This is a genomic window from Ruegeria profundi (assembly GCF_049800715.1).
In the GTDB taxonomy this organism is placed as follows: domain Bacteria; phylum Pseudomonadota; class Alphaproteobacteria; order Rhodobacterales; family Rhodobacteraceae; genus Ruegeria; species Ruegeria profundi_A.
This window is the reverse complement of record NZ_JBNAFO010000004.1, coordinates 203,750-227,294: the sequence shown is the minus strand read 5'-3', so window position 1 is coordinate 227,294 and position 23,545 is coordinate 203,750. Positions and strand designations below refer to the sequence as shown.

The window sequence follows — 23,545 nt, the reverse complement described above, 5'->3', positions numbered from 1 at the left end:
AAAACATATCGTTAGGGTTTATGCGGAATGGGCACCATCCGCGAGGGATTTCACGAAATCCAGTACCTCGGACACTGGCTTGCCCGCGCCGATCTGGCTGACGATAGCCGAGCCAACAACCGCCCCATCCGCGACCGAGGCGATGGCTTGCGATTTCTCGGGTGTGTTGATGCCAAAGCCGACAATGACCGGAAGGTCGGTGGCGGATTTGATCCGGGCGACCTCGGGGCCGACATTGGTCGCCTGCGCCTCAGCCGCTCCGGTGATTCCAGTGATCGAGACGTAATAAACAAAGCCCGAGGTATTCTGCAGCACGCGGGGCAGGCGTTTGTCGTCGGTGGTTGGTGTCGCGAGGCGGATGAAGTTCAGACCGGCGGCTTGGGCGGGCAGGCAAAGCTCCTCGTCTTCTTCGGGTGGCAGGTCGACGACGATCAGCCCGTCGATGCCCACAGCTTTGGCATCTTCGAGGAACGCATCGACGCCACGGCTGTAGATCGGATTGTAGTACCCCATCAGAACAATCGGGGTCGTGTTATCTGTTTCCCGGAACGCGCGCGCCAGATCCAGCGTACGTTGCAGGGTCATGCCGCCATCCAAGGCACGTTGACCTGCAAGTTGGATCGTCGGCCCATCCGCCATCGGGTCGGTAAAGGGCAGGCCAAGCTCAATCACGTCCACGCCCGCACCCGGCAATCCTTTGACGACCTCAAGCGAGGTCTCATAGTCTGGGTCGCCTGCCATCACATAGGCGACAAAGGCCTTTTTCCCCTCGGCTTTCAGAGCGGCAAACTTGGCGTCGATACGGGTCATGGCATGTCCTTGCAGTCAGGTTCGGACCTGATGTGCAGAAAGTTTTGCCGAAAATCAATCCCGCCGCGGCCGCAAACCTTCAGAACGCAAAGTGATAACGGAAAAGCAGGGCGTTGACGCCCGGATTATCCTCTTGCGTGCTGGCGTTGGATTTGTGGGTGATGGCCATCGACACCTTGTTGCCATTGTCCAGTGTGTACCCTATCCCAAGAAGGCTGCGGATCTGAAAGCTACCGCCAAGATCGTTCAACTCGTCAGCCTCAGAGAAGTAGCCGGGCATAACGCTGCCTTCCAGAAACCAGCGATTGTTCAGAGAATAGAGACCGACCAGACCCGCGCCGATATGGGTATCGCCCGCTTCGTCGATCGAAAGGGCTGCGCCCCACCCAACGCTGAACCGGGTGGCCTGATGAAACGGGCGGTGCTGATACTCCAACGCAATAAGCGCATGATCATCCGAGTCGCTGTCTGAGAAATCTGCGAAACCAGCCCCTAGAACAATGGACTGGGCATGCGCCATGCCGGCGCTTATGGCCAGAACAGCCGACAAAGCGAGGATTTTCTTCATAGGAACATTTCCGTTTGGTCTTCGATGTTCCTATTCACGTGCTTATTCCCGGTGCCTGTTTTCAATGCACCCACGAACACAACAGTGGAACAAAAACGTGAGACCAGCGTGAGGGTGCAGGGCGCCGATCATCCACATTGGCTTGCGAATTCACACTGACCCGCCTAGAAGCAGCCGCGAAAAGCATCAGGAGACCGTCATGGGCTTTAAAATGGGAATCGTGGGTTTGCCGAATGTGGGCAAGTCAACCCTCTTCAACGCGCTGACCAAAACCGCAGCCGCTCAGGCCGCGAATTTCCCGTTCTGCACCATCGAACCCAATGTGGGCGACGTGGCTGTGCCTGATGACCGGTTGGACAAACTGGCGGCGATTGCGGCCTCGAAGCAGATCATCCCGACGCGGATGACCTTTGTGGATATCGCCGGTCTGGTGAAGGGGGCCTCGAAAGGTGAGGGGCTGGGCAACCAGTTTCTGGCCAATATCCGTGAGACCGACGCCATCGCCCATGTGCTGCGCTGTTTCGAAGACGGTGACGTGACCCACGTAGACGGCCGAGTTGACCCGGTGGCCGATGCCGACACGATCGAGACCGAGCTGATGCTGGCCGATCTGGAAAGCATCGAAAAGCGCCGCGCCAATCTGGTGCGCAAGCTGAAAGGCAATGACAAAGAGGCGCAGCAGCAGGACCGTCTGCTGGCTGAGGCGCAGGAGATGCTGGAAAACGGCAAGCCCGCGCGTTTGGTTAAGGTCTCGGACGAAGATGCCAAGGCCTGGAAGATGCTACAGCTTCTGACGACAAAGCCTGTGCTTTACGTCTGCAACGTGTCCGAGGAAGAAGCCGCCGAGGGCAACGAATACTCGTCCAAGGTAGCCGAAATGGCCGCCGCGCAAGGCAACGCGCACGTCATCATCAGCGCCAAGATCGAAGAAGAGATCAGCCTGCTGGAAGAGGACGAAGCCGAGATGTTCTTGGGCGAGATGGGTCTGGAAGAGCCCGGCCTCGACCGTCTGATCCGCGCCGGTTACGATCTGCTCAAGTTGGAAACCTATTTCACCGTCGGCCCGAAAGAGGCCCGCGCTTGGACCATCCGCACCGGCACTTCAGCGCCGCAGGCCGCAGGCGTCATCCATGGGGACTTCGAGAAAGGTTTCATCCGCGCCGAGACCATCGCCTATGACGACTACATCGCCGCCAACGGCGAACAGGGTGCGAAAGAGGCAGGCAAGATGCGCGCAGAGGGCAAGGGTTACATCGTCAAGGATGGCGATGTGATGCACTTTTTGTTCAATACTTGAGCATCAGCACCTTCACTGCTCGAATGCTTGGGTGCCATTGAACGAGCACCTGAGCCAACAGCCTTTTTACCCCTAGGCGGTCCTTCTGTTCGGCTTCCATCGCTCAAACCTATTGTACCTTACAACGCACCAGCATGAGACGACGTATCCAAATTCCCTAAGACTACGGAGTGGTCATGCCAGGATGTTTACCGATACGGAGTTACGTCAATCTTTGTCGCTGGGTTCAAATCATCGTTCGGGTCCGTAAAGACGCTTTCTGGAAAGGACACTGAGATGGGCCGATCTATCGTGTCCATGCACAGCATATGATTGTTGTCCCCGTCACCTAGGTTCGCTAGCGCGAGCGGCTTCACTTCATTGCGGGTCCCATCGGGTGCCTCGACGGTGATCGTATATAGATCGCGTTCTGCCTCACCTGGTTCGTTGCCATCCTTAAGCGTCACACCCCCTTCCCACGTTACACGGATCGCCTGAACGACGCCTTCCGTCGGGCAGAGGCTACCCCTTACGCGACGCGGGCCCAAAGTGCCGACAAGTGTCCAGTCCTCCACAACTTCGGCCAAAACAATCGATGGTCCGTCTTCTAGTGGTATCACCGACGCACTCGCTCCCTGAAAATCAAGCGTGCCGTCGATCGACTGCAAATGCCCGACAACGTCAACCCTAACCGGTGGGTCGGTTTCGGCGGGTCCCAATTGCCCTATCAAAAGAACCGTGCGCAACTCACCTGGGTCTGTAGCTGGGAGAACGGACGCGCAGTGCATCTTCCCCGGCGCGCCTGACCGAGTTGTGACTTTAAAATCCCCGGCCTGCATAGTCGCGATGTCTATCTCAGTAGAAAAGATCACTGGCATTCCGGTGTTGCCCTCAGACCCCCTGCAAATCACATTTGAGACGCGTGGAAGTGCGTCAAGCCCGTGGAAGGCCGAGAGGAGTTTGGCGGATTGTCCGTTCGCTTCTCTAGGCAGGACAGCATCTGGCGTCGTGTCAATGAGGTCGCGATTGGATATGTTGTCAGTCCAAGACCCCGGTCCATACATTATGAACCAAACAACTCCGACGCTGATTGCCGCCGTCACACCTAGCAAGCCGGCGATGACGGTCCGCTTCGGAATGTCTTTGATCACACAAGTTACCTTTGCAAGCTGTGGGTCGCGGATTCAATGCTTACAGTAAGCTTCCTGTCCAATGAAGAAGAGTCTGGTAAGAAACCGCAAGAGCAGCGAAGCAAGCTCAATGGGTAGTGAGAATATACTCGTTTGGACTTCAAGTGGGCAGAACCATCGCCAATTGCGTCGACCGTATCTACACAACTGAACGGCCTGAAAATGACAGCTTCGTCCGCGCTACCGTTTTTCAAAACAAGCCGGGCGCAGGACCGGTTCGTTCCACTGAACTAGGTTGCTGAACTGATCGACTGTCCTGCGAACTAAGCGAACTGCTGAAACAGCACGTCTTTGGGCGTGAATTTACCTTTTCGGATCATGTTGACCAGTTCAATCCAACTAAAAGCCGACGCCGCAAGGGTAATTGACTGGAGACCCAACGTCGGTTTTCTATTTTTCAGAGATAAGAGCACACAGCTAAACTGAGTGATTAAACACCTTTCCCTCCATTTTTGTGTCACGCATCCGCCTGTATCAAGTCACTAGCCTTTTCTCCGATCATGATGGCTGGCGCATTGGTGTTACCACTGACGATTTCCGGCATGATCGAGCAGTCGGCCACACGCAGGTTAGCTATACCATGTACTTTTAGTTTTGCATCTACGACCGATGTTTCGGTGCTTCCCATCGCGCAAGTTCCGGTTGGATGATAAATGGATGCGGTGTTTGATCTTACCCAGTCCAACGTGCCCTCATAGTCTTCACAACTCAGCTGAGCTGTTGGCCGAAATTCCTCTGAAACCTTTGAGGCCAAAGGATTATGTTTGGCTATTCTGCGGGCGATGTTCACCCCGTCAACTATGGTTCGGCAGTCCGTTTCAGTGGACAGATAGTTCGGTAAAATTTTGACATATTTAGATGGATCCGGGCCGTTCAAGCGTAGCTCCCCCCGGCTTTCAGGGCGCAGTTGGCAGACCGACATGGTAAAGGCTGAGAACGGATGAACACCCTCTCCAGGGCTGTCGGCGGACCAGGGCTGGACGTGAAACTGGATATCGGGTGTTTCTACATCCTCGCGGGTTTTCATGAACCCGGTGGCAAGGCTGGCGGCCATGGTCATAGGGCCTGCACGGAACAGCGCGTATTTCAGGGCGATACGCGCCTGATTGAACAGGCTCCTGACTTCATCATTCAGTGTCGGTTCGTTGCATTTGAACACGAGCCGGGCCTGCAAGTGGTCCTGTAATCCTTTGCCAACACCTGGCAGGGCGTGCAGGGGGTCGATGCCGTTTTCTTTCAGGTGGTCCGGGTCTCCGATCCCTGAAAGCATTAGGATCTGTGGCGAGTTTATCGCTCCGCCGGACAGAATGATTTCACGCCGGACGGTCAGGGATTTTTCTGCGCCAGAGCGATCCCGGTACACCAATCCGGTTGCTTTTTTTCCCTCCAGAACCACGCGCGTAACGAGTGCATTTGTAATGATGTTTAGGTTTTGTCGATCCCGGATAGGTTTCAGGTAGGCAACGGCAGCGCTGCACCGGCGGCCATTGCGGGTGGTCAGTTGGAAATACCCCACCCCCTCTTGATCCGCGCCGTTGTAATCAGGGTTGAACGGATAGCCCGCCGCCTGCGCTGCGGCCACCCACGCGTCACAGATCGGACGCTGAATACGCATATTGGATACGGACAAGGGCCCACCAACGCCATGGAACTCGTCTTCACCTCGCTCCTGGTCTTCGCAGCGCTTGAATAGAGGCAGGACATCGTCCCACCCCCAGCCCTCATTGCCCATTTGGCGCCAGCGATCATAGTCCTCTTTCTGTCCACGCACGTAGAGCAAACCGTTCAATGAGGACGACCCGCCCAGTACCTTGCCGCGTGGCCAGTCGATGGATCGACCATTCAGACCAGGATCAGGTTCGGTGCGATAACACCAATCGACCGATGGGTTGTGCATGGTTTTGAAGTAGCCAACAGGGATGTGAATCCATGGGTTGGTATCGCGGCCACCTGCCTCTAGCAGTGCAACGGTCGTGTTAGGATCAGCGCTCAGCCGGTTGGCAATGACGCAGCCCGAAGACCCGGCGCCCACAACCGCATAATCCACTTCCATGACTGCCTCCTCCTCACGCCGACGAAAAAACTCTATGCAAGATGCAAGAAATATACTAGCCTTTTTTGATACAAAACGTCTCAATAATTGCGATCAGGGAGGTAAGCAATGGAGATCGGTAAGAAACTAAGTGGTATTTCGCGGCGGGATTTCTTCCGCGTGGCGGGCCGTTACGGTATGAGTTCGACTCTGCTGGCAGCAGGTGGGTTCGGTGGAGCGATGAGCTTGGCCAACCTGGCGCAAGCAGCTGAATCCACGTACGAAAAACGGTTCTCAAAAGAGCCCAAGCACACGCTGAAGTTTGGCGCTTCAGGCTTCAATACTCGCAACCTTCTGATCGAACGCGCCGGGGCTATCGAATTCGCGCGCGATCTGGAAGAACGCACAGATGGTGAGATTCGGATCGAGTTCATCGGCGACAATCAGATCTGCGGACAACTTAGCTGTGTTGAAAAAACGCAGCAGGGAATCGTCGATATCTACGCTGCTTCGACCCAGAACTCGGCTGGTGGCGCGCCTTATCTGAACGTGCTGGACTACGCTTACATGTTCCCAAGCCGCGCGGCGCAGTACCATTTCTTCTACAGCCCTGCGAGCCAGCGCATTCTCCGCGACCCCCTGGAGAAACGACATGGGCTGAAGTTCCTGTTTACCCATTGCGAACTGCGCGGCCTACAAATGGGCTCGACCTTTGCTGACAAGCCCACAGTAACCAAACTGGAAGAGCTGTTCGGCACCAAGAACCGCGTTACCGGCACGCAGTTGGGCCGCATTGCAATGCAGTTGCTGAACCTGAACCCGGTTCCGGTGGCCTGGGAAGAGACACTGGACGCTCTGAAAACAGGCCTGATTGACGGGGCTGAAACTTGGGCCTCTGCTGTGGCTTACGCCAATATGGCGCCGGTGGTTTCGCAGTCGGTGAACCTGAAGTTCTTCTGTGGCACCGAGCATACCTCGATGTCGGCCAAGGTCTTCGATAGCCTCGGAGGCGAGTTGCAGGACGCAGTGATGGAGTCTTCCTACTTCACTCAGGCGTTGATCCAAGGTGCGAATGAGGCTGCGTTGTTGAACACAGTTGGCTTCTCGGAGCCGCAGCTTCCCAACACGATCTTTGCAGAAAACGGTGTCCGCCCGGCCTTCCTGCCGGACGATCAGATCAAACTGGCCGAAGAGATGTGCGCCCCGAACTACAACCCTGAGCCTTGGGCGCAGTGGCGTGAACGCCTGAATAAATGGGCAGGCGGCATCGATACCTATCAGGAAATTTACGACATCGCGCGTGAAATTCCGGCTGACACCTTGCCGGAAAATGTCGAGCCGCGCCGTTGGTGGATGGGCCAAGCCTGATAAGCTGATGTGAACCGGCCCTCAAACGGGCCGGTTCAAAAAAACACACCGACTGGGAGGACGGGGTACATGTCGTTATGGGCAGACATAGGCGCGATCTTCAGCGCCTTTCTCAGCCAGGATTCGTTCGAGATTCAATCCGCTCTGGAATCTGACGCTGCTTGGGTTCTGGGTGCAGTGGCCTCCGCACTTGGCGGGCTTCTGGTCATGCTGATCTATCGAAAGGTGCCCTTCATAGAACGCCATCTGGAACGATCGGTGATGGTTTATTCCTATCTTGCGATTGCACTGATCATCTTCTGGGGTGTGATCGACCGCTTCGTGTTTAACGACCAAGAGCCATGGTCAACGACCATTCCACCCCTGCTATTTATGGTCATGGCGTGGTTCGGGGCGTCTTACAATGTGCGCCTTCGCACGCATCTGAGTTTCAGCGAATTCCGCACAGCGATGCCGAGGGCAGGGCAACTCACTTGCCTGATTCTTGATGCGGTTCTGTGGTTTATCTTCGCGGTGATTGTCATTGTCACAACAACCCGACTGGTCGCCCTGTCTGCGTCAAATTTCCAGATCGTACTGGGTACCGACAACGTCATGCAGTGGTGGTTCCTTCTTGCTGCTCCTCTGTCTTTCTTCTTGATGGTCGGGCGCGTGTTTCAAAACCTCGCGGATGATCTGCACAATTGGAAAACTGGCGAGCCGCTCATCAAGCAGGCCGTGATCGGAGCAGACTAATGACAGATGGAACCATGGTCACACTGATCTCGCTTGGGGTCACCTTTCTATTCATGCTGGGCGTACCGGTTCTACTGGTCATCGGCTACTGGGTCATCGGTTGTTCGTTTGTCCTTGGCTTGACGCTCGACAATATGGGCGCCGAGTTGCTGAATGTCTTCAACAAAGGTTTCGCCTTGCTGGCGATGCCGCTGTTCATCCTGACAGGAGACTTGATCAACAAATCCGGCATCGCGAGGCGGCTCAGCGACTTCGCCTATGCCTGTCTGGGCTGGATACGCGGCGGATTGGCAATGGCTTCTTTGGGGGCGTGTGGCTTGTTCGCCGCTATCTCGGGCTCAAACTCGGCCACGACGGCCACCATTGGGTCCATGCTGCACCCGGAGATGGTCAAGGGCGGTTACGATGAGCGGTTCAGCGCGGCCACTGCGGCGGCGGGGGGCACGGTGGGGATCATCATTCCGCCGTCGATTATTTTCATCGTCTATGGGTTCCTGATGAACCTGCCGATTTCGGAGCTGTTTGTCGCGGGCATTCTGCCCGGTGCGTTGATGGTCTTTGGTATGCAGTTTGCCTGCTGGATCATCTGTCGCATGAACGGCTGGGGCCACTTGATCCCGCTGCAACTGAACCGGGTGCTGAAAACCGCGTTTGGCGCATGGCTGGGTTTCTTCGCCATCGGGCTGGTTCTTTGGGGCATCTACACCGGCAAATTCTCACCAACCGAAGCAGCGGGTGTGACCGTCGGCTTCTGTGTGATCGCCGGGTTGGTCAGCTATCCGATCAACCGGATCATGGGCGCACGGAACGATATTCCACCGACCGAAAAAAGCTACGCCGAGATGTTCGTGGTCGAAGGTTTTACGATCCCCGAGATCCCCTCAATTGTGATCCGATCAGCCCAGATCACAGGCATCCTAGCACCGCTAATCGCCATTTCAGTGGTGATGCAGCAAATCCTTTCGCTGCTGGGGGCGCAAGAAACCATTGGAAATTTTGTAACCTCAATGGGCGGCTACCACGCGGTTCTGTTCACCTCGATGGTGATCGTCTTCTTCTCGGGGATGGTGTTGGAAAGCTTGCCCGTGACGATCATCCTTGCGCCGATACTTGCTCCAATCGCGGCCTCGGTCGGGATAGATCCGATCCATTTCTCGGTGATCTTCCTGGTGGGCGCGTCTATCGGGTTCATCACTCCGCCCTACGGTTTGAACCTCTATGTGGCATCAGGAGTGACCGGCGTACCCTATTTCCGGCTTTTGCGATACACGGTGCCGTATCTGGTGGCTTTGCTGTCGGTATGGATCTTGGTGTCGCTTGTGCCCGATCTGGCCTTGATCCTGCTGCCAAATAACTAGAATGTTGCGGGATGGCCGAGACGGAAACACAAGACAAAGAAACTCAGATCCCGACCAACCTGCGCCTTCTTCTCATCCTCGAGGAGGTGGCGCGGCGCGGGGTCGCCGTCAAACCATCGGACCTCATCGAGACATTGGGGCTGGCCAAGCCCACAATCCACCGTCTGCTGCAAACCGCGGAGGCCGAAGGTTTCCTGCAGCGGGATCTGGATGGCCGCTCATTTGGTCCTGGGCACAGGCTGCGGTCGCTTTCGGTCAATACCATGTCTTCAGAACACCTGCGCACCGCGCGTTTGGCAATCTTGCGCAGCGTCGCCGAAAACGTTGGTGAGACTTGTAACTTGGCGATCCCGGACCGCGAAGGGATGATCTACCTCGACCGGGTTGAAACGAAATGGCCGCTACGCATCCAATTGCCAATCGGTACACAGGTGCCGTTCCATTGCACAGCTAGCGGCAAGATGTACCTGTCTACCCTGCGGCAGAAGACGTTGGATGGGTTCCTATCTGCAGGCAATTTACAACCACAGACCAAACAAACTCTAACGAACCCTAATGCACTACGCGAGGAAATCCGGGGAATCGCCGAGAACGGTTACGCGACAGATGATGAGGAATTCATGGCCGGAATGACGGCCATCGCTGTGCCCATTCGTGATGGTCAAGGTAGATTGGTAGGCACACTTTCGGTACATGCCCCAACCCAACGCCACGACGTCAACAGCCTGCTGTCCTTTCTGAACATCCTGCAAAAAGGAGCAGGCGAGCTTTCGGAAATGCTAGCTAACTGAATTCTGCTCGTGACCATGATCAGAGCTTTCGCCCAATCAGAAAAAAATGATCGTTTTGAGCTGGCTGAAATTGCGAGCGTGTTTGACGCTCTCCCAAGGGATCGTGCGATCTCGGCGAAGGGTTGGTTGAATCGGAAGCGAATGTCTGTGCATCGGGGAATGCTCGCTCGCGAATCAGATGGCAAGCCGTCATAGCCAGTGTCACGTTCCCATTTGCTTGGCACGGCTAGGACGAAGAGTTGGTCTCGAAATCCGAAAACGGTCGTTCAAGTACAAAGTGGGAAGGTCGGCAAAGTCCGTTTCTCTGACATTCAGGTACCATCTCGGGGAGTTTGCCTGCTAGTATTTTGCCTTGCATAGTCGCGCTACGCTGAGATTCCCGTCGTATTACGCGTTTCTGCGCATTGAAAACCCCGCTAGTATTGTTTGTAGCCTGCCGTCCGAGAAACCCTTCCATGATCGAAATCCGAGACCTCCAACTCCTCAGTGCCCTCGCGCGGCATCGGCATTTTGCCAAAGCGGCTGAGGAATGCGGGATTTCCCAGCCTGCCTTCTCGATGCGCATCCGCAATCTTGAAGACCGGCTGGGTGTCTCGATTGTCCGGCGTGCCAACCGGTTTCAGGGTCTGACCGAAGAGGGTGAGATGATCGTCCTGCGCGCGCGGCGCATTCTGGATGATGCCAAGGCGCTGGAGCAGCAGGTGCAGGCCGCAAAGGGTGAGATCACCGGAACGTTGATGCTGGGTGTGATCCCGACCGCCATCGCCTTTACCGGACGACTGACGAAACATTTGCGTAAAGCGCATCCGCGGATCGTAACCCGGATCGAGACCATGTCGGCCTCGGCCATTCAGCATCGGCTGGACGAAGGCAGCCTGGATGCGGGCGTGACCTACGGCGACAGTATCGGCACCGATTTGCGGCAGGTGCAGCCTCTTTACGAGGAAACCTATGTCCTACTGGCCCCTGCGCATATGGTCGAGGACACCGGCCCGATCCCTTGGGCCAAGGTCGCTGATTTCCCCCTCAGCCTGCTGGTTCCGCAGATGCAGAACCGGCGTATTCTGGATCGGATCTTTCTGGATCAGGGGCTGCACCCGGATGTGGTGGCCGAAACCAGCGGCTTTACCGCCTCGATGGTGATGGCGCGTGAGGGGTTGGCGGCCACTGTGGTTCCGCGTGTTCTGCTGCGATCTCTGGGCGATCTGAAGGGGACCAAAGTGCTGCCCTTGATTGACCCCGTGGTCAGCAAACCGATTTGCCTGGCGACCCTGATCCGAGATCCGGAATTGCCAACGGTCGAGGCCCTGAGGGCGGTTGTGACGTCTTTGCGGTGATAAGGTGTCGTTATCGTGCGATTGTGTAAGACGATTTGACGATATCCTCCTCTGATGAGACACGGAGCCTCAATCGGAGGGCATCATGGCACCATTAGATACCAAGCCATCAGGCGCACCCAAGGGCGTTTGGAAGTCAGGTAAAGGCAAAGGGCGGCACACGCCCAAAGGCCGTCAGTTCACGGATGAGGCACAGGCGGAGATTGCGCGCCTGTTGGGGGATCGCCCCCGTCGCCGCGATTTGCTGATCGAATTTCTGCATTTGATTCAGGACGCGCACGGCCATATCAGCGCCGACCACATCGCCGCCTTGGCGGTTGAAATGCGCATCGGTCAGGCCGAGATCTATGAGACCGCGACCTTCTACGCCCATTTCGATGTGGTGAAAGAGGGTGAGACGCCTCCTCCGGCGTTGACGATCCGCGTTTGTGATTCTCTGTCCTGCGAGATGGCAGGTGCCCAGCAGTTGCAGAAGGCGCTGGAAGATGGGCTGGACCCCGCCGAGGTTCGTGTTGTTCGCGCGCCTTGCATGGGCCGCTGCGATACCGCCCCGGTGCTTGAGATCGGCCACAACCACATCGACCACGCGACCCCCGAAAAGGTGCAGGCCGCAATTGTAGCGGGTGACACCCATGCGCATCTGCCTGACTACGAAACCTTCGCGGCCTATGAGGCCGAAGGCGGTTACGCCAAGCTGAAAGAGCTGCGCGACAGTGGCGATTGGGAGAAGGTGCAGGAAGACGTTCTGTCCTCGGGCCTGCGTGGTCTGGGCGGTGCTGGCTTCCCGTCTGGCAAGAAATGGGGCTTTGTTCGCATGAATGAAGGTCCGCGCTATCTGGCTGTGAATGGCGATGAGGGCGAGCCCGGCACGTTCAAAGATCGCTACTATCTTGAGCGCACGCCGCATGTCTTCCTCGAAGGGATGCTGATCGCCGCATGGGCGGTCGAGGCCGAGACCTGCTTTATCTACATGCGCGACGAATACCCTGCGGTTTTGGAAATCCTGCGCCGTGAGATTGCGGCGTTGGAGCAGGCCGGGATTGTCGAAGAAGGCTACATCGACCTGCGCCGGGGAGCTGGTGCTTACATCTGCGGTGAAGAATCCGCGATGATCGAGTCGATTGAGGGCAAAAAGGGCTTGCCGCGTCACCGTCCTCCGTTCGTGGCGCAGGTTGGGGTCTTCAATCGTCCAACTTTGGTGCACAATGTCGAGACGCTGTATTGGGTCTCGAAAATCTGCCGCGAAGGGCCGCAAATCCTGAGTTCGGTCGAAAAGAATGGCCGCAAGGGCCTACGCAGCTACTCGATCTCGGGTCGTGTTGCGAAGCCGGGTGTATACCTCCTGCCCGCTGGCTCGACCATTTTGGATGTCATTGAAGCTGCCGGTGGCATGGTCGAAGGGCAGACGTTCAAAGCGTACCAGCCGGGCGGTCCGTCCTCGGGCCTGCTGCCTGCGTCGATGGATGATATCCCGTTGGACTTCGACACGCTGCAACCGCATGGCACCTTCATCGGCTCGGCGGCCGTGGTGGTTCTGTCCGATCAGGACACCGCCCGTGACGCGGCGCTGAACATGCTGCGCTTCTTCGAAGACGAAAGTTGCGGCCAGTGTACGCCCTGTCGTGCTGGCTGCGAAAAGGCGGTCAAGCTGATGCAGGCCGATAAGTGGGACACCGATCTGTTGGAAGATCTGTGCCAGGTCATGGGCGATGCCTCGATCTGCGGTCTGGGGCAGGCGGCTCCGAACCCGATCCGCCTTGTCATGAAACATTTCGCTGACGAAATCTGAGGGGAGACAGAGCCATGCTAGACGCAAGCCCAACCAAGACCGTCACCTTCAACCTGAACGGCGAAGATGTCACCGTGCCCGAGGGCTGGACCATCTGGGAAGCCGCCAAGGGGCAGGGGTTCACCATCCCGCACCTGTGCCACAAACCGCAGCCGGGATATAAACCCGACGGCAACTGCCGCGCCTGTATGGTTGAGGTGGAAGGCGAGCGCACACTGGTCGCCTCGTGCATCCGCCCTATCGCCGAGGGTATGGTGGTGAAAACCGACAGTGAACGGGCCGAAAAATCGCGTGCCATGGTCATGGAACTGCTGGTCGCCGATCAGCCGGAAGAAGCCCATGACGCGTCCAGCCACTTCTGGGACATGGCCAAGCTGAACGATGTCAGCGAGAGCCGTTTTCCGGCGAAAGAGGCCGAAAAGATCCCGCTGCTGGATGACAGCCACGTTGCGATGCGCGTCAATCTGGACGCGTGTATCAACTGCAACCTCTGCGTCCGCGCCTGCCGTGATGTGCAGGTGAACGATGTGATCGGCATGGCCGGTCGGGGTCATACGGCTCAGGTTGTGTTCGATCAGAACGACCCGATGGGCGATTCGACATGTGTCGCTTGTGGTGAGTGCGTTCAGGCTTGCCCCACCGGCGCGCTGATGCCCGCCACCGTGCTGGACGACCAGCAGAAGGGTGACAGCAAGGACTACGACTCTGAGACCGAAAGCGTCTGCCCGTTCTGCGGCGTGGGCTGCAAAGTCTCGCTGAAGGTCAAGGACGGTAAGGTCAAATATGTCGAGGGCATCAACGGTCCCGCAAACGAAGGCCGTTTGTGCGTCAAAGGCCGTTTCGGGTTTGACTATATCCACCACCCGCACCGCCTGACCACGCCGCTGATCCGGCGTGAGGACGCACCAGCCAAGGGTCTGAACGTCGATCCGGGCAACCTGTCGACCCATTTCCGCGAAGCGACCTGGGAAGAGGCGATGGATCTGGCTGCCACCAAGCTGATGGCCCTGCGCGAAGAAGACCCGCGCAGCGTTGCGGGCTTTGGCTCGGCCAAATGCACTAACGAAGAAGCGTATCTCTTCCAGAAGTTCATCCGTCAGGGCTTCCGTCACAACAACGTCGACCACTGCACCCGTCTATGCCACGCCTCGTCGGTTGCGGCCCTGATCGAGAACGTGGGCTCGGGCGCTGTGACCGCGACCTTCAACGAGATCGAAAACGCAGATGTGGCGATCATCATCGGCTCGAACCCGATCGAGAACCACCCCGTCGCGGCGACCTACTTCAAGCAGTTCGCCAAACGCGGCGGCAAGCTGATCGTGATGGACCCGCGCGGCGTCGGAATGCGCAAATTCGCCGACGAAATGCTGCAGTTCCGTCCGGGGGCTGATGTCTCGATGCTCAATGCGATCATGAACGTGATCGTCGAAGAGGAGCTCTATGACAGCCAGTATATCCACCGCTGGACCGAGAACTGGGAAGCAGAGAAAGAGCATCTGCGCCAGTTCACGCCCGAGGCGATGTCGCCGATCTGCGGTATTGAGCCCGAGCAGTTGCGCCGCGTCGCGCGCACCTTTGCGCAGGCTAAGGCCGGTCTGATCTTCTGGGGTATGGGCGTCAGCCAGCACATCCACGGGACCGACAACTCTCGTTGCCTGATCAGTCTTGCGCTGATGACCGGCAATGTGGGTAAACCCGGTGCTGGTCTGCACCCGCTGCGGGGTCAGAACAACGTGCAGGGGGCCTCGGACGCCGGTCTGATCCCGATGTTCCTGCCGGACTATCAGTCGGTCATGGACGATGACATCCGCGCCAAGTTCAACAGTGTGTGGAATGACGAACGTGACTTCTCGAACGAGAAGGGCCTGACGGTCACCGAGATCATTGATCAGGCATATGCGGGCAACATCAAGGGGATGTATATCCAGGGCGAAAACCCGGCCATGTCCGACCCCGATGTTGGTCACGCGCGCGATGCTCTGGCCAAGTTGGAGCTGATGATCGTGCAGGATATCTTCCTGACCGAAACGGCGAACTATGCCGATATCATCCTGCCTGCCTCGGCGCTCTATGAGAAGAACGGCACCGTGTCGAATACCAACCGTCAGGTGCAGCGTGTGCGTCCGGCCGTGACCCCTCCGGGTGAGGCGCGTGAGGATTGGAAGATCACCGTCGAACTTGGGCAGCGGATTGGACTGAACTGGGACTACACCGACGTGTCTCAGGTGTTCAACGAGATGAAGTTGACGATGAACTCGCTCAACAACATCACGTGGGAGCGTCTGGAGACCGAGACCATCACCTATCCGTCCCTGTCCGAGACAGACCCGGGGCAGGCGATCGTGTTCGGTGACGGTTTCCCACGCGCGGACGGCAAGGCCCGGTTCACTCCGGCCAGCGTCATCCCGCCGGATGAGGCCCCGGATGACGAATACCCGATGATCGCCACCACTGGCCGTCAGCTGGAACATTGGCACACTGGGTCGATGACTCGTCGCGCCAAGGTTTTGGACGCGGTTGAGCCAGAGGCAAACTGCTCGATGAACCCGCGGACGCTGAAACTGATGGGGATTGAACCGGGCGAGATGATCCGCCTGACCACGCGTCGTGGCTCGATCGAGATAATGGTTCGTGCTGACCGTGCGATTGCCGAAGATATGGTGTTCATCCCGTTTGCCTATGTCGAGGCGGCGGCGAATATCCTGACCAACTCGGCCATCGACCCCTATGGCAAGATCCCCGAGTTCAAGTTCTCGGCAATCCGGGTCGAAAAGATCGAAGACGCCATCGCGGCAGAGTAAACTCCATTCCAGACGCTCGGAAAAGGCGGCCCATTGGGTCGCCTTTTTCGCGTCTTGACAGCGGCTTACACGCGGCCAACCCTGTCACCGTCATTCATGATGGAGTTGCCGATGCCCCGCCGTTTCGTCGATTTGTCCGTTCCGCTGGAAACCGGGATCGTGTCAGACCCGCCGATCATGCTGCCTGAGATCGAGTACATGACCCATGATCAAACGGCCGAGCAGGTCATGTCCTTCTTTCCCGGCCTGCAAAAGGATGACCTGCCGGGCGGAGAGGGTTGGGCCATCGAACGGTTACAAATCGCGACCCATAATGGGACCCATCTGGACGCGCCATATCACCATCATTCGACAATGAATAAAGGTGAACGGGCGATCACCATTGATGAGGTGCCGCTGGAGTGGTGCATGAATCCCGGCGTTAAACTGGATTTTCGCGATTTCGAGGATGGTTATGTGGTCACAGCAGCGGATGTCGAGGCCGAGCTGAAACGGATCGGGCATACGCTGAAACCGTTGGATATCGTGGTCGTCAACACCTCTGCCGGGACGCAATATGGCCAGCCCGACTATCTGATGAAGGGCTGCGGTATGGGGCGCGAAGCAACCCTATATCTGACAGAACGCGGCGTGCGCGTCACAGGCACGGATGCCTGGAGTTGGGACGCGCCCTTCCCGTTGACCGCACAGGAATATGCGGAAACCAAAGATGCCTCGATCATCTGGGAGGGGCACCGCGCCTCGATGGAGATAGGCTATTGCCACATGGAGAAGCTAACCAATCTCGAAACACTGCCCGCAACGGGGTTTGAGATATCTTGTTTTCCCTTCAAGATCAAAGGAGCGTCAGCCGGGTTCATCCGCGCCGTCGCGATCTTTGAGGACCCCGAGGAGTGAAAATCACCAACATGTCGCAAGATACACAACCCCTTGGCGGCCATGATGGCCCGTATGATGCACCGGTTGAAATCCACGGCTTTGCCTTGCAGCCGGACTGGATCGACTACAACGGGCATATGAATGTCGGCTACTATGGCGTGGCGTTCGACATGGCCTTTGAACGTCTGCTGGTCGATCATCTGGGTCTTGGTGAGCCACAGGTCGCCGCGATGGGGCAGGGGCCTTATGTGCTGCAGTCGCATATGCAGTTCCTGCGTGAGGTCACTCCGGACATGACGATCCACTTTCGGTTTCGGCTGTTGGATGCAGATCAGAAACGAGGGCACTATTTCGGGCAGATGGTCTCAATGCCGGATGAAAAGGTGTGTGCCACGCAAGAGGTGCTGTTCATGAATGTCAGCCACGAGACGGGGCGGTCTGCGCCTTATCCGGATTGGGCGGTCAGGCGGCTGGCGCGGATGGTCTCCGATCACAAGGCGCTTCCTCTGGCACCGGAAATCGGCCAACCGATTGGTATTCGCCGAAAGGAGTCTGGTTAGTAGTCGCGCTCGAAAAACAGCCCGATCCCGGTTTCTCCGCGCCCATCAACAGTGCCCCGGACAGTGAAGCTGTCCGTGACGTCCAGGTTCAGGTTCACCTCGGTATCGCCGTCTGTGTTGACGGTGAAGTCCGTGTAAAGATTGTCCCCAAGATATGCTCCTGCTCCAAAGCGACCCGCGCCGCCTTCGGTCGCACCGATATCCACCGTGTCAACACCGGTCGAGTCCCGCAGGCCCTTGGTCGCATCGCCGCCGGCCCCGCTAAGTTGTGCCAGAGAGGCCGCCATCTGTGCGATGACAAACGGTGAGAGTTCCGAGAACCTGTTGCCAAACAACAGCATGGCCAGCGCCTCTTCGGTCGGGCGTTCGGGATCTGAGAAAACATTGACTTCGGGCGAATCCAGAGGCCCGGCGATCTCGATCGTGGCGGTTCCGTCAGAAGTGCTGCTCGAAGATTCGAACTCGATATAGGGCGTCAGGTCCCCTTGCAGCGTGACGATCCCTTTGGTCAGGGTTAGCCTGCGCCCCAGAATGTCCAGGTTGCCGCGCAGCAGTTCGATCTGACCCGAAGGGACAACCGATGTCGTTGTGCCGCCGATTGAGATGTTCCCGCCCAGTTCCGCATTCACGCCGCGCCCCCTTACAAAGACGGCTTTTGGGGCCAGCAGGCTAATATCCAGCGCAATGCGCGAGTTGCTTTTGCTTTGCTCTTCCTTGGGGATCAGTTGCGCCCGTTCGCGAGTGACATAGCCCAGGCGGCTTTCGTTGATATGCTGTATTTCGGGGATCGGAGCTGCGCCGACGGCGCCCGATGCAGCGGCGAGGTTGATGTTGGTTTCGCCAAATGTGATCTGCCCCGCGAGGCTGCTATTGCCTGTCAGAGCGCCCGCCAGCACGATTTGACCGTTCAGCGTGGTCTCGTAGAGCAACTGGTCGGTAAGCACGAGGTTGTTCAACGTCGTTGTGATCTGAGCATTGAATGGCGGGGTCAGGTCGACGGGTCCGCTGACAGTGAATCCTCCTCCAGCACGCATGGCCCCGTTCATCGATATCGTGGCACGGCCTTGGGTCAGATCGACCGACCCGCCAATCCCTGTGATAGTTTGACCTGCAGTCGGGATCGCAAAGGACGTGCCCGAGGTTGTGATTGTACCCGACAGTGCCTCCAGCTCGGGTTGACCCTTGAGCGCCAGATTGTATCGGGCTGAGCCTTCGATCTTGTTGGGCGTGATGAATGCATTGGCGATACCCAGATTGATCCCACCTTGGGCGGTTACATCTGCCAGACCCGTACCCTCATCGAACGTTCCGGACAGCTCGGTGCTGAGATCCGCGGGCCCTGTCGCGTTTGAGGAAATCGTCCAGACTCCATTGTCGCGTTTCGCAGTGCCTTCGGCCGTCACTGTGCCGGGGAAGTCCGGCACAAAGCGTTCGATCCGGTTGAACTTGGCCTCGTAGTCCAGATCTGCCGAGCCATCCGTCTCAACCGTTCCGACAACGTTTACATACGAGCTGTCAGGCCCTTGCAGGCGCGCGGTGCCTTCGAGCCCCGACTGAGTAGGCGCGACATTGCCATCCAGTTTCAAAGGACCGGACAACGTAGTGGAAAGGCGGCTGAGGTCATCCAGCATCGCCGAAAAGTTCAGCCCGCCTGCTTCGCGATCAAGCTGGCCCGAGGCATTTGCCGTCAGCGCCGTCCCGTTTAGCCGGAACGTGCGGATGTTCATACCGGCGTCAGTGTTTTCGGCATCCACGTTCAGAGTCGTGCGACCCGAAACCAGCGCGTCCAACTGGTCGATCCCAGTGCGGATGTCATTGGCCTCGACCGTGCCCTGCACATCGAACAGCTTGCTGCCCATAGCGCCTTTGCCCTGCATATCGGCCTTCACAGACCCGGCCAGATCACGCCCTGCAAGGCCTGAGAACAGCGATAGGTCGGGCACGTTCGCCTTGGCCTGCCCGTCGACGGCCAGATCGCTAGTGGGGTCGGTGATCGTCGCAGCGACTTCAGCCGTCAGAGCGCGCCCGTTGATCGTGGCCTGACGAATCTCGATCTGCTCTTGCGACAAGGCTCCGTCGAATTCGATTGAGGTCTGCCCGGCCAGAAGCGGATCCAGATCATCCATCCCGGTCTTAATATCCCGCGCGGTCACACTGGCCGTGCCGTCAAACTCCAGCGTTTGGACTGTGCCCTTGCCGTCCAGACTGGCCTGTACCGAACCGCCCAGATCACGCTTGGCGAGGCCTGAGAAAACCGACAAATCTCGGGCGCTGACCGTAGCTTGCCCGTCAATGGACAGGTTCCCATCGGGCGTGGTCACGGTTCCTGCAGCCTGAGCCCGGGCGGCATCTGCGATCAATGTGAAGTCCCGGATTGTCACACCGTCCGAGCCGCGTTTTACATCCAGCGTGATCGTGGTCTCGCCCGTGATCACCGGATCGATGTCGTCTCGACCCGTGGAAAGATCGCTGCCTTTGACGGTGACTTTCCCGTCAAAACTGCGCTCTAGTGGCGACCCGCTGCCTTCGACGGTGGCCGAGACCTCTCCGCCGAGGTCAAGCTTGGCCAGATCCGAGAACCGCGAAAGGTCGGAGGCGTTGAGCCTCGCCGAACCGTCGATGTTCAGGCCGCTGGTCAGCCCGCTGATCAGCGCGTCGAGATCAAGTGTGTAGTCCGCCCCGATCAACTCAAACCCGGATAGGTTCAGCGTTTGGTCGCTGCCATATTCGAACACGCCGTCCAGCGTGATTCTGTCGCCTATCGCGGTGTTCAGGGCGGGGTCGGACAGATCTAAGCCGTCAAGCGCGGCTTGCAGGTCACCATCCACGCTGAGGGCATCCCCCTGTTCCAAGCTCCCCTGAGCCGCAATTTGCGCGCGCCGCAGGCTGATCTGGTCTGTGGTCAACCCATTGGCTGTCAGGCTCAGGTCCCACAGATTGCCGTTCTTCTGGTCGAACAGGGCCGAGATTTGCGCGGCTTCGATCGACGTCCCTCCGCCCGAGACGGGCAGGACCACCTTGTCGCCCTCAGGTGGGGTGATGCGGCCCTGCAGAGCGGCCAGTTGCAAGGTGCCGCCCGAGGCTAGCTCTAACTGGCCTTCCAGTTTCAGCGCCTGAGACGTAAATTCCAGATCACTGATGTTCAGCGCGCCTTCCGGCTGGGTCTGGCCATCGACAAAGAGGCGCGTGTCGGAGCCAAAGAACACATCCATATCGCTGGCGACAAAGGGCGTCAGGTCACCGCCCAGATCGGCGGTGAACGCGATCCCATCCGCTGCACCGCTTTCGGCGGCACGCAGACGCACCTGACCCGACACACGCGGCTGGTTGTCACTGCTCAGACTGATATCTGCGGTGAAGTCTGTAACTGGGCCAGAGCCTTTGGCCGTCAAACCAATGGGAGGGCTGTCGGGGATTTTCAGCGCGGTTGAGATGAGGCCGCCGGAGGCTTCGACAACGCTCAGGTCCAGGTCAATCTGGCTACTGGTGTTCTGGAAGCCGGCTTTGAGGGTGATTTCGTCTCCGGCGCGGTCAAGGCGGGTGATGTCGAGGCTGGTATCCAATGTTCCATCGGCCAGCGACAGGTTGCCGGTGACGTTCAGGTCAGCGGCAACACCGATCAAGGGCTCGCCCAAGGCTAGTTCATCAATCCGAAGCTCTCCGATTTCGATGGCAACGGGCAGTTCGGGCAGCTGGAACGGTGTGGTCTCGGCCGAAGGGGGCGGGGCCTCCTCGGTCGTGGTGCCAGGGGCACGGGCGATGTCGATTTCCTGTGCGGTCAACGCGTTGACCGAGAACCGCCCCCGGATCAGCGCCAGACGGTTCCAGTCAAGCTCGGCATCCTTGATGGTCAGCCAGACGCCGTCATCATCGGCCACCGTGATCTCGGCAATGGTGGCACGGGAGCTCAGCGCACCTTGCAGGCCTTTGACGGTGACGTTCTGGTCATCACCCGACAGAGTATCCTGTAGGAACCGCTCGATCATGCTGCCGCCTTCGTCCTCTTGGGCGTGCAGGGCTGGGGGCACACAGATCAGCGTGCCGATCAGCAGCGGATATGCGAGGTAGCGTTTCAAAATGCCTGTCCAATCCCGATATAGAATTGCAGCCCGTTGCCGGTGTCGCCCTGAACCGGGTAGGCCAGATCAAAGCGTAGTGGTCCGAACCCGCCAAGATCATAACGCACACCCAGACCGGCACCGGCGTGATTCTCTGCATCGCTGCCAATGAACGAAGATGTATCCACGGTACCGTAGTCGTAGAACCCGACCAGCGACAGGCTTTCGGTGATTTTGCCGCGTACCTCGCCGGAAAAGCCCAGAAACGATTTGCCGCCTGCGATGCCGGTTCCCACCGGAATACCGAGGCTTTCAAACGGTTGCCCGCGTACGGTTCCTGCGCCGCCCGAGAAGAACAGGAAGTCCGGCGTTACCCCATCCGCTGACGGGCCGATGACTGACCCGATTTGAACGCGCCCGGCCAAGACCAGTTTTCCGCCAGTACCCAGACTGGTGTAGGCCCGTCCGTCTCCGAAGAGGCGAATGCCACTTTCGGTTCCGGAGAGCCCGGCGAAGGGAGTGGCCTGCGCGTCCAGGTAAAACCCGCGTGTCGCACTGATCTTGCTATCGCGCTCGTCCCATTCTGACCGAAAGGGGATTATGAAGTATCGGAATTTTCGCCCATCTCCGTAGGCGTCATCGGCATCCGACCACTGAAAACCGACAGACGCTTCGGCATAGAGCCTGTCCGAAAACGTGCGCCGCGCACCATAGGCCAATGAGGCGACGGTGACGTTGTAGTTTTCCGTGTTGCGTCGTTCCAGCAGAGCGTTCCAGAACGTGTTGTCGTCGGGTCCTAGTCGGTCGGGTTGGTCCAGTCTTAAACCGATCCGCCCGTCCAAATCCTCGGCCCCGCCGATATTGCGCAGCGCGGCTTCAAATCGTAGCCGCTCGGCTCGGCGAAAGACGTTTCGGTGGGTCCAGGTCGCCGTCACATCCAACCCATCGCGAGAGGCCAGCTCGACCCCAAAGGTCAGGCGGCGTTTGGGCAGGTCTTCGAAGGTTGCATCGAAGTCCAGCGTGCCATCGGGGTTGGGGGTCTCGCGCTCTGTGATCGAGACAACGCTGAAGGTACCGGTCCGGCGCAGGCGCGTGCCGACTTTCTGGATTTTGGCCGGAGAGTAGACCTCGCCACTTGGGAAGCCCGCGATATCTTCGATTGAACGGTGTTTGACGTCAGTGTCGCCCTTGATGAACATTCTGCCGAAAGTCAGGCGACGCCCCGGGTCCAGATCAATCTGTGCGTCCAGCTGCGCCTGCGCATGGCGGGCGATAATGGTTTGGTTCGCAAGTTCGGCCTTTGCGTGACCAGCGTCTCTCCAGCCCTGCACACCGGCCGAGGTTGCCTGTTGGATTGCCCCTGTAGTGGCCAGTTTGCCCGGCGCGAACTCTTCCGGCAGTACCGTGTCCGGGGCGACGGGCTGTACGATCGCTTTGCCGAACCGGAAGCTTGGGCCAGTTTCGACGGTGATCGCGGCGCGATTGATTTGCGCTGGAACGCTCAGGGTGCTGAGGTCTGCCGCTTCTTTGCCGTCGAGTTTGATGCTGACCACGGGGCTGAAATAGCCCTCGTCGTACAGAATCTGAACAATGGTGCGATAATCGGACAGGGCCGCTGAGAGGATTTCCAAAGGGGTGTCCAGACCACGGGAGTCGGCGGTCGTAACGGATGAAGTCTCTTCAATGCGTTCTCTTAACTCTTTTGAGGCCCCTGGTGCGACAAGACTGGTTTCAAGAGCCATCAGGCCGGTTGGGGCCAAAGCTGTCATTGCGGCCAAAAGCCAACCCGTCAGACGGCGTTGCGGTCTGCTGCCCTGCATCAAATGGCTCCAACTGCCTCAACTCGAATACTATTCGACCGCGCTGTCGGATCGCGGTCGATTAAATTCATGTTAGAGCATTTGAGGCCGTTCAGGAAAAGGCTTTTGATGTGTGGCTAGTGAATAAGGTCCGCAGTTGTGTTGCGTCGGGGTCGACGGCTTGGGGCGGCTCC

The 23,545-nt window shown here is 58.1% G+C and carries 16 protein-coding genes; 10 read left to right on the top strand and 6 right to left on the bottom strand.

Annotated features, from left to right (window positions below; genetic code table 11):
- Positions 1-18 precede the first annotated feature (18 nt).
- Together trpA and ACP15L_RS09020 are read right to left on the bottom strand one after the other, a co-directional pair.
- A complete protein-coding gene (gene trpA / locus ACP15L_RS09025) occupies positions 19-810 on the bottom strand; it encodes a tryptophan synthase subunit alpha (RefSeq protein WP_425083906.1) in 792 nt (263 codons plus the stop codon).
- 79 nt (positions 811-889) lie between these two features.
- Positions 890-1,378, bottom strand: coding sequence for an acyloxyacyl hydrolase (locus ACP15L_RS09020; RefSeq protein WP_425083905.1), 489 nt, complete (start codon positions 1,376-1,378; stop codon positions 890-892).
- Between the two features lie 199 nt (positions 1,379-1,577).
- Between ACP15L_RS09020 and ychF the strand changes: the two genes are divergently transcribed.
- The gene (gene ychF, locus ACP15L_RS09015; protein WP_425083904.1) at positions 1,578-2,675 is read left to right on the top strand and encodes a redox-regulated ATPase YchF; all 1,098 of its coding nucleotides are present in this window, start codon (positions 1,578-1,580) and stop codon (positions 2,673-2,675) included.
- Positions 2,676-2,863: 188 nt separating this feature from the next.
- On the opposite strand, the gene ACP15L_RS09010 is transcribed toward ychF, so the two are convergent.
- Entirely contained in the window at positions 2,864-3,805 is a 942-nt protein-coding gene (locus ACP15L_RS09010; protein ID WP_425083903.1) for a hypothetical protein, read from the bottom strand.
- Between the two features lie 496 nt (positions 3,806-4,301).
- Positions 4,302-5,897, bottom strand: coding sequence for a GMC family oxidoreductase N-terminal domain-containing protein (locus tag ACP15L_RS09005; RefSeq protein WP_170639269.1), 1,596 nt, complete (start codon positions 5,895-5,897; stop codon positions 4,302-4,304).
- 108 nt (positions 5,898-6,005) lie between these two features.
- Between ACP15L_RS09005 and ACP15L_RS09000 the strand changes: the two genes are divergently transcribed.
- The 9 genes from ACP15L_RS09000 (at position 6,006) to ACP15L_RS08960 (ending at position 17,494) form a co-directional block, all read left to right on the top strand.
- Entirely contained in the window at positions 6,006-7,244 is a 1,239-nt protein-coding gene (locus ACP15L_RS09000) for a TRAP transporter substrate-binding protein (RefSeq protein WP_170380876.1), read from the top strand.
- 69 nt (positions 7,245-7,313) lie between these two features.
- Entirely contained in the window at positions 7,314-7,979 is a 666-nt protein-coding gene (locus tag ACP15L_RS08995; RefSeq protein ID WP_170555588.1) for a TRAP transporter small permease subunit, read from the top strand.
- On the top strand, positions 7,979-9,337 hold the full coding sequence (locus tag ACP15L_RS08990) for a TRAP transporter large permease (protein WP_170380872.1): 1,359 nt from the start codon (positions 7,979-7,981) through the stop codon (positions 9,335-9,337). The genes ACP15L_RS08995 and ACP15L_RS08990 overlap by 1 nt, the downstream gene beginning before the upstream one ends.
- A gap of 11 nt (positions 9,338-9,348) precedes the next feature.
- Positions 9,349-10,128 (top strand): IclR family transcriptional regulator, encoded by a 780-nt coding sequence (locus tag ACP15L_RS08985; protein ID WP_425083902.1) that lies wholly within the window; start codon positions 9,349-9,351, stop codon positions 10,126-10,128.
- A 455-nt stretch (positions 10,129-10,583) separates the two neighbouring features.
- A complete protein-coding gene (locus ACP15L_RS08980; protein WP_425083901.1) occupies positions 10,584-11,465 on the top strand; it encodes a LysR family transcriptional regulator in 882 nt (293 codons plus the stop codon).
- An 85-nt stretch (positions 11,466-11,550) separates the two neighbouring features.
- Entirely contained in the window at positions 11,551-13,254 is a 1,704-nt protein-coding gene (locus ACP15L_RS08975; protein WP_170665783.1) for an NAD(P)H-dependent oxidoreductase subunit E, read from the top strand.
- A gap of 14 nt (positions 13,255-13,268) precedes the next feature.
- The gene (gene fdhF, locus ACP15L_RS08970; protein WP_425083900.1) at positions 13,269-16,055 is read left to right on the top strand and encodes a formate dehydrogenase subunit alpha; all 2,787 of its coding nucleotides are present in this window, start codon (positions 13,269-13,271) and stop codon (positions 16,053-16,055) included.
- 111 nt (positions 16,056-16,166) lie between these two features.
- Positions 16,167-16,952, top strand: coding sequence for a cyclase family protein (locus ACP15L_RS08965; protein ID WP_425083899.1), 786 nt, complete (start codon positions 16,167-16,169; stop codon positions 16,950-16,952).
- Positions 16,949-17,494 carry a thioesterase family protein gene (locus tag ACP15L_RS08960; protein ID WP_425083898.1) on the top strand — a complete coding sequence of 182 codons (546 nt, stop codon included), beginning with the start codon at positions 16,949-16,951 and terminating at the stop codon, positions 17,492-17,494. Before ACP15L_RS08965 ends, ACP15L_RS08960 begins: the two co-directional genes overlap by 4 nt.
- Here ACP15L_RS08960 and ACP15L_RS08955 read toward each other — a convergent pair.
- Both ACP15L_RS08955 and ACP15L_RS08950 read right to left on the bottom strand, forming a co-directional pair.
- Positions 17,491-21,570 carry a translocation/assembly module TamB domain-containing protein gene (locus ACP15L_RS08955; RefSeq protein WP_425083897.1) on the bottom strand — a complete coding sequence of 1,360 codons (4,080 nt, stop codon included), beginning with the start codon at positions 21,568-21,570 and terminating at the stop codon, positions 17,491-17,493. The two genes, ACP15L_RS08960 and ACP15L_RS08955, sit on opposite strands and share 4 nt — an antisense overlap.
- Complete coding sequence (locus ACP15L_RS08950) at positions 21,567-23,372, bottom strand: autotransporter assembly complex protein TamA (RefSeq protein WP_425083896.1); 1,806 nt, start codon at positions 23,370-23,372, stop codon at positions 21,567-21,569. The genes ACP15L_RS08955 and ACP15L_RS08950 overlap by 4 nt, the downstream gene beginning before the upstream one ends.
- Positions 23,373-23,545: the final 173 nt, after the last annotated feature.